This is a genomic window from Paenibacillus sp. J2R1T-4, from assembly GCF_059692235.1.
In genome coordinates this window covers 60,204-76,214 of the sequence record NZ_JCAUBA010000009.1, presented here as the reverse complement: position 1 = coordinate 76,214, position 16,011 = coordinate 60,204, and the positions used below count along the sequence as shown (strand labels likewise).

The following is a 16,011-nucleotide window of genomic DNA, read 5'->3' as shown; positions in this document are numbered from 1 at the left end:
CCCACCTGCAAGTGCAGACAGGAGGGAACATCAATCAAATTTCAATACCGCGCGTACCTTACTTCGCAGTCAATGTTTTTTGGCCTGGTTTCCAGTTAGCTGGGCACAAACCGCCGGATTGCAAGGCTTGTAATACGCGAACCGTCTCATCTACACTGCGGCCTACATCCAAGTGGTTAACTACTTGATATTTCAATTCGCCTTCAGGGTCGATAATGAACAATCCGCGAAGCGCGATTCCTTCTTCTTCAATCAATACGCCGTAGTCACGGGCAACAGTCTTGTTAATGTCAGAAGCAAGAGGGTAGTTCAGCTTGCCCAATCCGTTCGAATCGCGTGGAGTGTTGATCCATGCACGGTGAGAATGCTTGCTGTCTGTGCTGATGCCCAGAACGGCTGCATCCAGGTCTTCGAACAATTCAACAGCTTCGCTCATAGCGATAATTTCTGTTGGGCACACGAATGTGAAATCTAGTGGATAGAAGAAAAGAACCAACCATTTCCCGCTATAATCTGACAATGAGACTTGACCAAACTCTTCTCCGTTACCTAATGCAGTTTGCATTGTGAAATCCGGTGCTTTCTTGCCAACCAAACGATCTGCCATGCAGCATTCCTCCTCAAAATAATTAGCTACTTTTATGTAAGCTCACTTTCAAAATCGTATCATTCCAAAATGTGAAAGTCAACATGATAACGACTTTTAACTTATATTGATTATAAAAAGGGAATTTAAGCGAGGATTTCGTCAGGCTAGTAGCTGAGATCCTTGTGGTTGAGTTCAATTTGGCGCGGGGAGGGCATGGGGATGGGCTACGATTGCTGTTGTGTTTGAGTTCCCTTGATTATATTTTTAGAGGTAGGAATCCAAGCACAAAGGCAAACACTTCGTTTCTCCGCTCCATCCCCATGCCCTTCCTTTCCATTCCGTTCAAGTAAAAAGACCCGCCAACGAGGCGGGCCACATTACTAAATCAATCAATTACTTACGCATTGCTGCAATGATCAAATCACCCATTGCTGTTGTACCGATTGCTTTGCTCTTGTCTACAGCGATATCACCTGTACGGTGGCCAGCGTCCAATACTTCCTTCACGGCGCGTTCGATGCTGTCTCCAGCTTCAGCGTAGTTAAAGGACAGCTTGAACATCAGAGCAACGGACAAGATGGTTGCAATCGGATTGGAGATTCCTTGTCCTGCAATGTCAGGAGCGGAACCATGCACCGGCTCGTACAGACCAAAGCTGCCTTCACCCAGGGAAGCAGATGCGAGCATTCCGATCGATCCAGTCAACATCGCAGCTTCATCACTTAGAATATCACCGAACATATTCTCAGTTACGATGACGTCGAAGCTGGAAGGACGGCGAAGCAGTTGCATCGCGCAGTTGTCGACAAGAATGTGCTCCAGCTCAACATCTGGATACTGAGGAGCGATCCGGTTAACCGTTTCTCTCCAGAGACGGGAAGTCTCCATAACGTTAGCTTTGTCAACAGAAGCCAGCTTCTTGCGGCGCTTCTGAGCAATCTCGAAGCCTTGGTGAGCGATGCGCTCGATTTCTTTTACATTGTATACACAAGTATCAACGGCTTCTGTACCATTCTCTGCTGTCTCGCGGCGGAACTTCTCACCGAAATAGCTGCCTCCTGTGAGCTCGCGAACTACGATCAGGTCCGTGCCTTCAAGTACTTCAGGCTTCAAAGTGGAAGCTTCCTTCAGACAATCGAAAATAACAGCAGGACGAATGTTGGAGAACAAACCAAGTGCCTTGCGAATGCCCAGAAGACCCGTTTCCGGACGAGTTTCTTTGGGATTGTTGTCCCATTTCGGGCCGCCAACAGCACCCAGCAATACAGCATCTGCATCTTTACAAATATCAAGAGTAGCTTGCGGCAAAGGAGTTCCGGTCTGATCAATTGCAATCCCGCCGAATATCCCGTGAGACAATTCGAATCGGTGTCCGAACAATTCCTCTACTTTCTTCAATACCTTCTCTGCTTCAGCAACAACCTCCGGACCAATTCCGTCGCCTGGAAGTACCGCTATCTTTTTCACTTCTGCCATCCTAGTTCACTCCTCGAAATGATTTCTATTCTCAGTTGTATCATACAAACCCCTCATTTGACCAAGATATAATATCTATCATCTTTATAGTTTTTAACTATAGCTTATCACCCAAGAAAGAAATAGAAACGAGCTGAAAAATACGGTAGACTATTACTAATATTCAGAATACCGCGGAAGGGGATCTAGTGTATGAAATACTCATTCTCCAAGTATACGGAAGGGCTTCGCTCTTCGGCTGTCAGAGATATTCTCAAGCTTACCCAAGGCAAATCCATTATATCCCTTGCCGGAGGATTACCCGCTGAGGATTACTTTCCGCTCGAAGCGGTGCAAGCCTCATTCGAACGTGTCTTCCAAAAGGGTAAAGGTGCTCTGCAATACGGACTAACCGAAGGATTCACCCCCCTTCGCGAAGCGATCTGCACGCGTATGGCGGCCAAACACATGCATATCAATCCGGAGAACATGTTAATCACTACCGGGTCCCAGCAGGCGATTGATTTACTTGCTCGCATCTATCTGAGCCGAGACGATGTCATCCTCGTGGAGAACCCTACTTATCTAGCTGCTTTGCAAATCTTCCAGGCCATAGGCGTTCGAGTAATTGGTGTGGAAGCAGATGAACATGGAATGAACATGGATGACCTGGACGACAAGCTTAAGCTGTACAAACCCAAGCTTGTATATGTCATCCCTACATTCGCTAACCCAACGGGTAAGGTGTGGAGCCTGGAACGGCGTAAAGGCTTGTTGGAGAAATGCAAGCGAATGAACGTCCTTATACTGGAGGATGATCCCTATGGAGAGATTAAGTTCGATACCAGTGCGGAATACCCCACGATCTTCTCCCTCGATTCCCATCCGGAACAAAGTACGGTTGTGTATACGAGTACGTTCTCCAAAACAGTAGTCCCAGCGCTGCGCACGGGTTGGGTCATTGGCGACAGCGGTGTCATCCAGATGATGACCCGAGCCAAGCAAGCCGCCGATCTGCATTCCAGCACATTGGATCAACAAGCGCTGCATCAGCTGCTTACGCATTATGATCTAGATGCGCATATAGGCACTATACGTTCGGAATATCACAAACGGATGCTGCGAATGAAGCAATTGCTAAGCGACGCGCGGTTCGCGAATTTACGTTGGCAAGAACCACAAGGCGGGATGTTCTTTTGGGTGGAGCTTCCCGAATCAATCCACGCTTCAGAGCTGCTGAAGCTTGCGGTTGAAGAAGGGGTAGCGTTCGTCCCTGGCACGGATTTCTATGCGGAGAATCCGAGACCGAACATGATGAGGCTGAACTTCACTCATACGGATCCTGACCAATTAATTGTCGGCATGGATCGATTAGCCGCAGCAATGATGGCCTACATGCAGCATAGCTAAACCATACAAGAACGGAGTTGCCCCGATGGGCAACTCCGCTCTTCTATACTAGCCGTTATTTGACTGTTACACGAATGGTCAGGCTCTTCCCTTTGTACGTTGCTTTGATAGAGGCTGAGCCTTTCTTCAAAGCTTTGATCTGACCCTTCTCGACCTGAACCACGCCCAGATTAGTAGAGGACCACACGGCTTCTGCCATAATATTAGCAGCCGCACCTGTATCGTAGATGGCTCGGAGAGCAATATTCGCAGATCCGCCGACTGCGAGTGAATAGCTCTTTTCATCCGCCTCCAGCTTCATCAGCTTAGGAACAACCTTAACTGTTATTTGGATCGGCTTACCTTGAAAAGTTCCGGTTAATACAGCATCCCCGATCCCTACTGCTTTAACGAAGCTTCCTTTCATCACTGCAACATTTGAGGACGACGAGTTCCACGTGATTTTGGACGTAAGCGTTGTTGTGGCCCCATCCCCGTATACCCCTGTCACCTTAACCGATTTGCTTTGACCAAGAGTAAGCTCAATTGATTCGGGCTCTATCCTGAATTGCTCCACTTCTTCTTCAAGCGTAACTGGAATCGTTATCGTCTTGTTCAAATAAGTCCCCGTCAACGTTAATTTCCCTTGCAGCAGTCCTCTCAGCTTGCCGTCCTTCACCAACACATTTGGCGAAGAAGTTTTCCAAACCATCTTGTCGGTTAACGTTTCTTCTGCTCCATCTTCAAATACTGCGCGAATCGTCGGAATGCTTGCTTCTTTTCCAACAATAAGACTTATCGATTTGGAAGAAGGCAGAAGCGCCAGCACCTTCTCCAGAACCTTTACTTCAATAGAAGCAGAGAACCCTCGGATTGTAGCGGTCAATACTGCAGTTCCCGGCTGGTCTGCAATCATTTTCCCGTTCTCCACTTTCAGAACACTCTCATTGCTGGACTTCCACTTCGCAATAGGGGAGAAATCATAAGATTCCCCGTCTAGTGTTGTCCCCGCTACTAGAGGCAGTGTCTTCGATTCATTACGGAACAATTGCGGTCCCTTATCATCAATCTCCATCGACAATAAAGTCGGTAGAACGGTGATGTTGATCGTCTTGGTGATGCCTCTGTATTCTACTGAGATGACGGCTGAACCCTTTGCTTTGGCCGCAATATTCCCATTCACGACTGTTACAGCCATCGGATTGGAAGAGGTCCACTTCGCAAGCGAGGTTACATCCATCTTGTTGTTCACATCATTCATGACTTGAGCTTGTACCTGATGAGGCTCATCTGACAAGAACATATGGCGATCTTCAGATGGAGTTAACACCAACGCCTGATAAGGAAGCCTTACAATAACACTCACTTCTTTGGATACACCCAGATAAGAAACGGTGATCTTAGCAGTGCCTGCTGCAAGAAAAGTAAGTCGGCCTTTCTCTACCGTGACGATATTGGAGTTAGAGCTGCTCCATTCCGCTTTCTCCGTGACCTCCTCTGTGCTGCCTCCAATTAGTTTGGCTGTAGCCGTCAAAGGATGGGCCGCAGTATCGCCAACATAATATTCGAGCCCGCTAATAGGATTAATCTCGATCGAGGAATAAGGAGAGACTACTTTCACCTCTACAGAATCGGACATTCCTTTATATTTCACAGTGACCGTAGCGGTACCCTTGCCCTTGGCCGTTACATTCCCCTTACTCACGGTAACGACGGAAGCATTGGAAGAAATCCATTCGGCATTCGTCGTAATTTCATTGGAAGTGCTGTCTTGTTCCACAGCAAATGCAGACAAAGCTAACACTGGATCACCCAGTTCCAATTGGGTGGCTTCGTTCTGATTCAAGCGGATTTCCTTGAACAAGTACTCACTCGTTACATCCACTGTAATCGAGAATCCTTTGTACTTCGCGGTAATCTTAGCTGTTCCGCTCTTAAGTGCAGTTAGAAGTCCCTTCTCTACCTTTACGTTCTGAGGGTTGGAGGATACCCAGTACGATTCGTCGGTCACATCCTTCTTCATCGTAAGGCCTTCCACTTCAGACAGCACTTTCAATTGATACGTGTTGTGCTCTACATAAATATGTACGGGTGAATTATTGTCCCATTGGATCGATTTCACTACTTCATCTGCAGCATGCCCGGACGAGGGTACGAGTGCTAATAACCCTACGCATAAGACAATAAAGCTTACCAGTGCTTTCCCTAACCATGATGCCTCGGTGCGTGAACCCTTAAGCTTGGACAACCGCTGTGTTTGTGCAGCTTCTTTCATAGCTTTATTTACTCCCTCCATAACAAAAGCATGTCTGTATAGTAATCCTTTAAGTATATCGACATAGAGAGGAAGGAAATTTAGCAATAAATTTATCGACAATGTGCAACCTTTTCCCGTTCTAATACGTTAATGGTCGTTTTGAGAAACAGATGGATCTCGACCGGATCGAATAGAAAATAGGCCCGCTCTTGTTTCAGAGCAGGCCCCTATCATTACACGTTGGAAGCAGAAGCTAGTATTGGCACGGAGGTTACCGGATCGGTTTCCGGGGAGCGCCCCGCCGTGTTTGTGCCTTGTTGCAATTCGTACATCTGATAGTATTTGCCGCCCGCCGCCATCAACTCGTCATGTGTGCCTTGCTCCATGATCTCCCCGCGGTCTAAGACCAGAATAAGGTCGGCGCTCTTTATTGTCGACAAACGGTGAGCAATGACGAACGTCGTGCGGCCTTTCTTCACCACGTCCAGCGCATCTTGAATGACCGCTTCCGTCTCTGTGTCGATGTTCGATGTTGCTTCATCAAGGATGAGAATCGCCGGATCGAAGGCTAGTGCCCGTGCGAACGAGATTAACTGGCGCTGACCCGCCGAGAGCGTGCTGCCCTTCTCGATAACCGGCTCATCGAAGCCTCTTGACAGATTCGCGAGTGAACGTTCCGCGCCTACATCACGAAGCGCCTTCTCGATTCGTTCCCGCGAAATCGAAGGGTCATCGAGTGACACGTTAGAAGCGATCGTTCCCGTAAAGAGGAACGGATCCTGCAACACAATGCCCATATGATTGCGCAATTTTTGCCGGGACAAGCCCCGTATGTCAAAGCCGTCGATCTTAATCTTGCCCGAATCGACATCGTAGAATCGGAAGAGCAGGTTAAGAATCGAGCTTTTGCCAGATCCGGTATGTCCCACAAGCGCAACTGTCTGACCTTGCTTCGCTTCAAACGAGATTCCCTTAAGCACCGGCTCGCCGTCTTTGTAAGAGAACCATACGTTATCAAAGGTGACATTTCCCTTGTAGCGCTGCATTTTCTCGTCAGAAATATCTTCTCCCTCTTCGTCCAACAGCACGAATACTCGCTCTGCGCTCACGAGGGCTTGCTCCAGGTTCGGCAGTTGGTTCACGATATTGACGATCGGGTGGAACATCCGGTTCAGAAAATCAACGAACGCATACAGTACACCGAGAGAAACGCCTCCTACAACGGTTCCGAGCGATACCCCCGAGAAATACCAGATCATAGCAACAAAAGCGATGTTCCGAATGACGCCTACCAAGTTATGCGATGTGAAGGCGTTCAAGTTCAACATCTTGTTCCGAAAGTCGAAATAACGCTTGTTGTACGCCTCGAACTCTTCCTCCTGCTTCTTCTCGCGGCGAAATGCCTGAATGATCGTCATCCCTTGAATGGATTCGTTAATCATTCCGTTCATTTCAGACAAAGTCGAACGAATGACTCGGTTGTAATGAGCTGCATATTTCCGGTAAATGACGGTCCATACAGCCAATATCGGAATCACAAGCATACAGATCAACGCCAGACGTGCGTCCAGCAAAAACATAGCACCAATAATCGCAACAATGTATAACGTACCTGAGAAAAAATTCGCTAACACGGTGACGTACAATTCCTTAATCGCTTCGGTATCGTTCGTAATCCGCGACACGACTTGCCCGGCAGGCAAATTGTCGAAGTAACGGATCGGCAAACGGTTGATATGAGAGAACACATCGTCCCTCATCTTTCGGATAATACGGTTGGCCGAAGATTGAAGTACGTAGCGCTGTCCATAGCTGAATACTGCCGAAACGGCCAAAAAAGCTATATAAATCCATGATAAATCAAAAATGCCCGCGAATTCCGGTTTATAGAACGTAAACAGCTGCTCCGTAGTGAGAGGCTGCGCTTTGTATTGCGCTACCACCCCGTTCTTCGTAATAACTAAAGCTGCCGCACCGCTATCCCCCATCGTGACGGTTCTTTCTCCGTCTTCCGAGATGCCGCCTGGTACGAAGTAGAAATCCCTGCCTACTTGGAGCACCCGTGCTTCCTCGCCCCGTTCATTAACCGGCACTCGGTCTCCCCGTTTCCACTCAGCGCCTGAATAATTCACACTGCCCGAGGATCCAGCTGCAACCCGATACCACGGCTTTTCGATTCCAGTCACATGCTCGTCGATGATCCGTTTCGCTATGAACGGCCCGGTGAGCTCTGTCCCGATTGCAATCGCCAACATGAGCAGCGCTAGCAGAATGGACTTCTTATAATACATTGCATATTGTAACAACCGCTTTCCCGTTCGCACTCGACGCAATTCATCGCGGTCTAATACGGATTCAAATTCCCCACTCATCGGTATATCTCTCCACCTTTCCGATTACACACTTGTAAGCGTCGCTTGCGCCTGTTGACGATTCCATTGCTCCCAGTACCATCCTCCCAATGTGAGCAGTTCCTCGTGTGTGCCTTCTTCTATTATTCGTCCATCATCTAACACTACAATATGCTCCGCGTGCTGAACCGCCGACAGACGATGTGTGACGATCAGTGTCGTCTTACCGGTTCGAGACCGCCGGATATTCGAGATGATTTCTGCTTCCGTCTTGGCGTCTACCGCCGATAAAGCGTCATCGAGAATCAAGATTTGCGGATTCGCCAGCAGCGCGCGCGCAATGGAGACCCGCTGCTTCTGTCCGCCCGAAAGGGCTACGCCTTTCTCCCCGACAAGCGTCTCGACTCCCTTCGGTAAAAACTCGAGATCCTTCTTGAATGCGGATAATTCAATCGCTTCATTAAGTTGATCTATTGCTTGCTCCCCTGCCGCGAACAATATATTCTCGCGCACCGTCCGTGAGAACAAGAACGGACTTTGCGGCACGTAGCCGATCCATCCTTTCAAATCGTCAAAAGCGATCTGTTCTAGCGGCTGTTCGGAAATGGACAAATGTCCGTCTCCCTTGGGGTATTCGCGGAGAAGTTGCCTGATGAGTGTCGTTTTGCCGCTGCCTGTACGCCCTACAATACCGAGCGTTTGTCCCCGCTGCAATCGGATCTTCAAATCCAGCAAATTGTCGGTCTCCGAGGTTGGATAGCGGAACGTTACATGCCTGAACTCAATCGCGTCCGGTTCTGCAATACGAAGTGCATTTGGAGACTCATCGACATCGGCCTGGTAGGACAGTGTTTCATTCACACGGTCGAGCGATGCGTTTCCGCGCTGCATAATGTTAATAAGTTCACCAATCGCAAACATCGGCCAGATCAGCATCCCTAGATACACATTGAATGTGACGAGCAATCCGATCGTCAACTCGTTGTGGAACACGAGGTTGGCTCCGTACCCGAGACCGATCAGATAACTTGCACCGACAACAATCTTTATCGTAGGCTCGAAAAGTGCATCTATCTTAGCCACGGCGATGTTTTTGCCAAGCACATCTGTTGTCACATTTCTGAACTTCTGCTCAGCGGCACGCTCCTGCACGAATGCTCGTATGACACGGGTACCGGATATCGTCTCAAGCACCCCATCGTTCATTACGCCGAAAGCATCTTGCGCATTTTTAAACCGTTGATGAATCCATTTCCCATATATCTGCATCGTTATGGCAAGAATCGGCAGCGGCAGCACAGCAGCTAACGTCAATTTCCAAGAAATCAGAAGAGTCATAACACCAATCAAGGTCAACATCCATACGGTCGAATCAACAAGCGTCAAAATCCCGAAACCGGCTGTCATCGATACGTCCTTCAAATCGTTTGTCGCTCGTGCCATCAGATCGCCAGTGCGGTTCTTCTCATAAAACGTAGGCGTCATTCTAAGAAAATGCCTCATAAGCTGCGATCTCAACAACCGTTCCACCATGAATGCGCCGCCGAATAATCGGTACATCCAAACGTATGTGATGAAATAGATGATTACGGTTAGTCCACCAAGCAGAAGCAATGTTTCCGTCACCAGCCCCCAATGAAGAGTGCCCTTCTGTATGTGGTCGATCATATCTCCTATGATTTTTGGTGGGATAACCTCGATCAAGCCCGCTATAATGAGCAAAGGGATCGCAATTGCATACCTCTTCCACTCCAATCGGAAAAACCACCCTAACTTCCCCAGTACTGAAAGCATAAATTTTCTCCCTTCTCTATCTGATATCACAAAAGCACACGGCCGACTTCAAGCTGTGTGCTTCTTTTCCACTTATGGAAATAAAAAAACGCACACCACGATTGCATCGTGACCTGTGCGCTGATCTGTCTTACGTACACGAGACATCGGCCCGGGAAACCGAAAATGTCAACGCATCCGAACACGAAGGCGGGGGGTCACATTATTATCGCTATCTATATGAACAACGTTAATGAAACTATGCCGATCCTCTACAAAAGCAATCATAACGATAATCCCTCCCTCAAAAGTATGAATGAATCGAAATCTACTCGGCTTTTCATGTCTTTAGTTATTATACATCCTTAACGGTGTTCAGAACGGGTAAAGTTCTATTAAAAGCATTTTATATTATTCAAGGTTCCACGTCGAAATTTTATACATCTTCAGCTGAAAACAGGCTCAATTTTCCTATCTCTGTATAATTCTTCGACATCTACTTTAGTTCATTAAAGCAATTTCAATACATTTAACAACTGATCATCCATCCATTCACTCTACCAAGCACGCCTCAAAAAAAATAGCCTCCACAGGTTGGAACAACCTGTGGAGGCTATCATAAAGATTTAGATCAAGGACATATTATCACGTCGATTGCCGCCTGGTGACTTTCGTTTGTCAATAACGCGGTTAATCGCATCGATATACGCTTTGGCGCTAGCTTCTAGAATATCCGTGCTGATGCCGCGGCCTTGTACCGAAATCTCGCCCTGCTTCATCACAACATGAACCTCACCAAGAGCATCTTTACCTTGCGATACCGATTTGATCGAGTAGTCATCCAGCTCAACCTCTTCTTGAGTAGCTCTGTCAATCGCCTTGTAGATTGCATCTACGGACCCATTGCCAAGTGCAGCCTCCTCAATCAGAGAGCCTTCAGCTGTACGAATTCGAATCGTGGCCGTTGGCGTCGATTGATTCCCGTATGAGACTTGAATCGTATCCAACACGAACACTTCCGGTGTTTGTACAAGCTTCTCTTCGATTAACGCACGAATGTCCTCGCCTGTCACGTTCTTCTTGCGATCAGCGAGATCTTTGAACTTCGCAAAAGCTTCATTCAATTGCTCATCCGACAGCTCATAACCGAGATCAATCAGTCTTTCCCGGAAAGCATGACGGCCGGAGTGTTTACCCAGTACGAGCTTGCTTTCCTTGAGACCAATCGTCTCCGGGGACATAATCTCGTACGTAGTCTTCTCCTTGAGCATTCCATCCTGATGAATGCCGGACTCATGCGCGAAGGCATTCGCGCCGACAATCGCTTTGTTGCCCGGAACAGGCATACCGGTTAGCTTGCTAACCAGTCTGCTTGTACGGGCAATCTCGTGCAACACAAGCGACGTCTTCGCTTGGTAGAACTCTTGGCGCGTCTCAAGCGCCATAGCCACTTCCTCGAGCGAGGTGTTACCCGCACGCTCGCCTATGCCGTTAATGGTGCCTTCAATCTGATCGGCACCATTCATAATAGCGGCGAGCGCATTGGCCGTCGCCATTCCAAGATCGTCGTGGCAGTGTGCGCTCAGCTGAATCGTTTCAATGCCGCGCACATTCTCCTTCAACGTCTTGAAGATGTGGCCATATTCATTCGGCGTCATATATCCGACGGTATCTGGAATATTCACGACGGTAGCCCCTGCGCGAATCGCCATCTCGGTTACCTCGCACAAGAAATCAAGCTCGGTGCGCGCCGCATCCTCAGGTGAGAACTCGACCTTCCCGAAGTACTTTTTGGCATAACGAATCGCCGCTTCCGCTGTCTCCAGCACCTGATGCTTATCCATCCGCAGCTTATGTTTGCGATGAATTGGAGAGGTAGCAAGGAATAAGTGCAAGCAAGGATCCTGCGCATCTTTCAACGCTTCCCTTACCGCATCGATATCCTGCTCGCGGGAGCGAGAAAGGCCAATGACGCTGGCATTCTTCACCGCACGCGCAACCGCGGCCACAGCCGCTAGATCGCCCGGTGATGCAGCCGGAAATCCTGCCTCCATCCGGTCGACGCCAAGCTTCTCGAGCTGGAGGGCGATCTCCACCTTCTCTTGGGTATTCAGGTTAACTCCAGGGGATTGCTCGCCATCGCGCAGCGTCGTGTCGAATATATAGATCTTTCTCATTTCCACACCCTCCTTTTCTTTTCTTTATTTTCTTTTCCTTTTTTTCCTCTTTGGCGATTTTATGGAGACTTTTTGTAAAATAAGTTCAATCCATTGTCAGGTAGTTAGGGTACGTGCATAAGAAGTGACTTTTGTGGACCAGTTTCATCCGCCCGAAGGCCAATACAATGAAAGAAACTGGTCCACAACGGAACTCGTTGCACGTACCCAACGGACTGACGCCTATGGATTGAACTTATTTCGATCTTTTCTCTATAAATGCGCCAAATTACTTCTTGATCCAGTGCATCATATCGCGCAACCCGCGGCCTACTACTTCTAGTTGGTGCTCGGATTCGTTGCGGCGAGTAGCTGTCAAGAATGCGCGGTTCGATTGGTTCTCCAAGATGAAGTCGCGAGCGAATTTACCTTGTTGAATGTCAGAAAGAACACGTTTCATTTCTTTCTTAGTTTCGTCTGTAACGATGCGAGGGCCTGTTACATAGTCGCCGTACTCCGCTGTGTTACTGATCGAATGTCTCATTGTAGCCAATCCGCCTTCATACATCAGGTCGACGATCAGCTTCAACTCATGCAAGCACTCGAAGTAGGCGATTTCCGGTTGGTAACCAGCTTCAACTAAAGTTTCGAAGCCTGCTTTAACCAAAGCAGATGTACCTCCGCAAAGAACAGCTTGCTCACCGAACAAGTCGGTTTCTGTTTCTTCTTTGAATGTAGTTTCGATAACTCCTGCGCGAGTACAACCAATCCCTTTGGCATAAGCCAAACCAAGCGCATGGGCATTACCGGAAGCATCTTGCTCAACTGCAATTAGTCCTGGTACGCCAAAGCCCTCAACATATACGCGGCGAACAAGGTGACCTGGAGATTTTGGAGCAATCATCAGAACGTCCGTATCTTTGTTCGGTACGATTTGACCGAAGTGAATGTTGAAACCGTGGGAGAATACAAGCGCTGCGCCTTTTTTGAGGTTAGGCTTGATCTCTTCGTTGTAAACTTTAGCTTGAGTCTCATCCGGCATCAAAATTTGGATAACATCAGCCAAGCGAGCAGCTTCGGATACTGCATAAACATCGAAACCATCGTTCTTCGCTTGCTCCCATGAGCGGCCTTCACGAAGACCAATAATAACTTTCACACCGCTGTCGCGCAGGTTTTGCGCTTGAGCATGACCTTGACTTCCGTAGCCGATTACAGCAACGGTTTTACCGGAAAGAATGGATAAATCAGCGTCTTTTTCGTAGTACATTGTTACTGCCATGAGATTAATTGCCTCCTTTAATTTTAAACCCTATGAGTGGGCGTCCCGATTAAGAAGTAAAAAGGTGTTGTGATTGAACCGATTTTCTTAACCCGGACCCCCACTCATAGGATTGCGTATTAGAATGAAATCTTGGAATTAGGCCAGACCGCGGATCATCGCGGTTACACCTGTGCGAGAGAATTCGCGAATGCCGTAGGGCTTAAGCAGCTCTGCCATAGCGTCAATTTTGTCGGTATCTCCGACGGCTTGCACGATCAGTGAAGCAGGGCCGATATCGACAACAGCTGCACGGAACGTCTCCACGATTCCGAGAATTTCTGGTCTTTCGCTCGGTCCCGCCTCTACTTTAATGAGAGCAACTTCACGAGCTACCATCGGATTGGAGCTCAGGTCCTCCACCCTGATCACATCGATCAGCTTATATAACTGCTTGCTAACCTGATCTAATGTATTGTCATCGCCAGAAGTAACGATGATCATTCGGGAGAGCCCCGGCTCTTCGGATTCTCCCACTGTAATGCTGTCGATATTGAAGCCGCGGCGACCGAACAATCCGGATACCCGTTGCAGCACACCGGGCTGATTGTTCACTAGTACGGAAATGGTATGTTTTCTAGCACTCATTCCGAATCCCCCATTATCATTTCGCTAATTGACGACCCTGCCGTAACCATCGGGAATACATTCTCTTCCTTGCGAACGACGAAGTCGATGACGACGGGACCTGGTGTATCCATAGCCTCTTGCCAAGCACGGCGTGCCTCTTCCTTGTTCGTAGCGCGCAGACCTTTCACTCCGTAGGCTTCCGCCAGTTTGACGAAGTCAGGACTTCCCGCAAGGTCAATATGGCTATAACGATTGTTATAGATAATCTCTTGCCATTGTCGTACCATCCCGAGTACTTGATTGTTGATAATAACAACCTTGACTGGAATATTGTTAATCGCACAGATCGCTAGCTCCTGTGCACACATCTGCATGCCGCCGTCGCCGTTGATGGAAACAACCAGTTTGTCCGGGTTGCCCATTTGGGCTCCGATCGCGGATGGAAATCCGAAGCCCATCGTCCCAAGGCCGCCTGAAGTAACCATGGATCTAGGATTTTTGAACTTATAGTACTGAGCCGCCCACATTTGATGCTGCCCTACGTCAGTCGTGACGATTGCTTCGCCATTCGTGGTTTCATTGATCATCTCAATTACGTATTGGGGCTTGAGCTCATCTTCGGAATCTTTATATTTCAAAGGAAAGGTTGCTTTCATATCTTTAATCTTGGCAATCCATTCCTTCGATTTAGCTGATTTCGCTTTTCCATTAGCTGCTGTCAATACTACTTTTACATCACCTACGACTGGGTAGTCAACCTTGACATTTTTACCAATCTCCGCTGGATCCACATCGATGTGTGCAACGAACTTCACTTTAGGAGCGAATCCGTCGAGCTTCATCGTTACGCGATCATCGAACCTGGAGCCAATGGATATGATCAGATCTGCGTTCTGCAGTGCATGGTTAGCCGTATAAGTACCGTGCATCCCCGGCATGCCCAACCACAACTCATGGGCACTCGGGAACCCGCCAAGACCAAGCAAGGTAGTCGTAATCGGAATTTGTGTCTTGTTCACGAACTCGATCAGTTCCTCGGAGGCATTCGCATATACAACTCCGCCGCCCGCCAGAATGACTGGACGTTCTGCTTGTTCAATCGCTTGCAGTAATGCATCCACCTGAGAAGCATCTACTTCCATTGATGGCTTATAACCGCGAATATTGACCTGGTCGGGATAGTGGAACGCTGTTGTCAGCGCCGATACATCCTTCGGAATATCAATCAATACCGGTCCTTTACGGCCTGTGTTGGCAATATGGAACGCTTCGTGGATAATGCGCGGCAAATCTTCAACCTTGCGTACCAGGTAGCTGTGCTTCGTAATCGGCATTGTAATACCCGTAATATCCGCCTCTTGGAACGCGTCGGTTCCGATAAAGTTAGTCGCAACATTACCTGTAATCACAACGAGCGGTACGGAATCCATATAAGCAGTAGCAATTCCAGTTACCAGGTTCGTAGCCCCTGGACCCGAGGTGGCGATACAAACGCCAACTTTTCCAGTAGATCTCGCATAACCGTCTGCTGCATGAATCGCCCCCTGCTCATGGCGAGTCAATAAATGTTTGAAATCTTCGTTGCCATGCATCGCATCATAAATATAGAGAACCGCGCCGCCGGGATAACCGAATACGCAATCAACACCTTCCAACAATAACGAACGGAGCAAGATCTCCGAACCCGAAATCACATCAGGCTGAAGCAATTTCTTGCGCAGATCTTCATTAGACATAGTAGCTTCCATTTCCATTTGAGTACTCATGAGTAATCCTCCTCTCAGTCTGTATCTCCGTTCCAGATTGCCAAGCGCTTGACATCTTTCCCGAAGACCCATTCCTTGCTTGAAACAAGCTTAATTTAAAAGCAAAAAACCCCTCTCATCCCTGCACAATAAATGCGCAAACGGGACGAAAGGGGTTAACTCTTCCGCGGTACCACCCAAGTTTGCCGTTCACCTCACGATGTACGGCCTTAGCAAGTTGTCTTCTAAGAGCGAATGCTCTGTCCGAGACTTGCGGCACAATAACGAGTGCCAATCCGATTCTCCCTACTGATCCAGATATGAATCTCATCTGTTGTTCAGGAAAACAGCTCCGAGGTGAGCTCGTTAATAAAGGATTACGGCGTAGGTTCCAGCAATTCCTAT

Annotated in this window: 10 protein-coding genes; 1 reads left to right on the top strand and 9 read right to left on the bottom strand. The window is 48.2% G+C overall.

Translation table 11 applies throughout. From position 1 onward, the window contains the following. Positions 1 to 58 precede the first annotated feature (58 nt). Both AC58QD_RS16530 and leuB read right to left on the bottom strand, forming a co-directional pair. Entirely contained in the window at positions 59 to 607 is a 549-nt protein-coding gene (locus AC58QD_RS16530; protein WP_497335143.1) for a peroxiredoxin, read from the bottom strand. Positions 608 to 982: 375 nt separating this feature from the next. Continuing rightward, positions 983 to 2,065: a 3-isopropylmalate dehydrogenase gene (leuB, locus tag AC58QD_RS16525; protein WP_497335141.1), complete on the bottom strand. Its 1,083-nt coding sequence runs from the start codon at positions 2,063 to 2,065 to the stop codon at positions 983 to 985. Between the two features lie 192 nt (positions 2,066 to 2,257). Here leuB and AC58QD_RS16520 point away from each other — a divergent pair, with 192 nt between their 5' ends. Then, on the top strand, positions 2,258 to 3,454 hold the full coding sequence (locus AC58QD_RS16520; protein ID WP_497335139.1) for an aminotransferase-like domain-containing protein: 1,197 nt from the start codon (positions 2,258 to 2,260) through the stop codon (positions 3,452 to 3,454). 55 nt (positions 3,455 to 3,509) lie between these two features. Here the strand turns inward: AC58QD_RS16520 and AC58QD_RS16515 are convergent, their stop codons facing one another. From AC58QD_RS16515 to ilvB, 7 genes are all read right to left on the bottom strand, one after another. Next, positions 3,510 to 5,708, bottom strand: a complete 2,199-nt coding sequence (locus AC58QD_RS16515; protein ID WP_497335137.1) for a hypothetical protein — start codon at positions 5,706 to 5,708, stop codon at positions 3,510 to 3,512. Between the two features lie 215 nt (positions 5,709 to 5,923). Continuing rightward, positions 5,924 to 8,062: an ABC transporter ATP-binding protein gene (locus tag AC58QD_RS16510; RefSeq protein WP_497335135.1), complete on the bottom strand. Its 2,139-nt coding sequence runs from the start codon at positions 8,060 to 8,062 to the stop codon at positions 5,924 to 5,926. A 24-nt stretch (positions 8,063 to 8,086) separates the two neighbouring features. Next, a complete protein-coding gene (locus AC58QD_RS16505) occupies positions 8,087 to 9,835 on the bottom strand; it encodes an ABC transporter ATP-binding protein (RefSeq protein ID WP_497335133.1) in 1,749 nt (582 codons plus the stop codon). Positions 9,836 to 10,440: 605 nt separating this feature from the next. Then, the gene (locus tag AC58QD_RS16500; RefSeq protein WP_497335131.1) at positions 10,441 to 11,991 is read right to left on the bottom strand and encodes a 2-isopropylmalate synthase; all 1,551 of its coding nucleotides are present in this window, start codon (positions 11,989 to 11,991) and stop codon (positions 10,441 to 10,443) included. A 268-nt stretch (positions 11,992 to 12,259) separates the two neighbouring features. Continuing rightward, entirely contained in the window at positions 12,260 to 13,252 is a 993-nt protein-coding gene (ilvC, locus tag AC58QD_RS16495; RefSeq protein WP_497335129.1) for a ketol-acid reductoisomerase, read from the bottom strand. A 138-nt stretch (positions 13,253 to 13,390) separates the two neighbouring features. Then, positions 13,391 to 13,879, bottom strand: a complete 489-nt coding sequence (gene ilvN, locus AC58QD_RS16490) for an acetolactate synthase small subunit (RefSeq protein ID WP_497335127.1) — start codon at positions 13,877 to 13,879, stop codon at positions 13,391 to 13,393. After that, entirely contained in the window at positions 13,876 to 15,627 is a 1,752-nt protein-coding gene (gene ilvB, locus AC58QD_RS16485) for a biosynthetic-type acetolactate synthase large subunit (RefSeq protein ID WP_497335125.1), read from the bottom strand. Before ilvB ends, ilvN begins: the two co-directional genes overlap by 4 nt. Between the last annotated feature and the right edge of the window lie 384 nt (positions 15,628 to 16,011).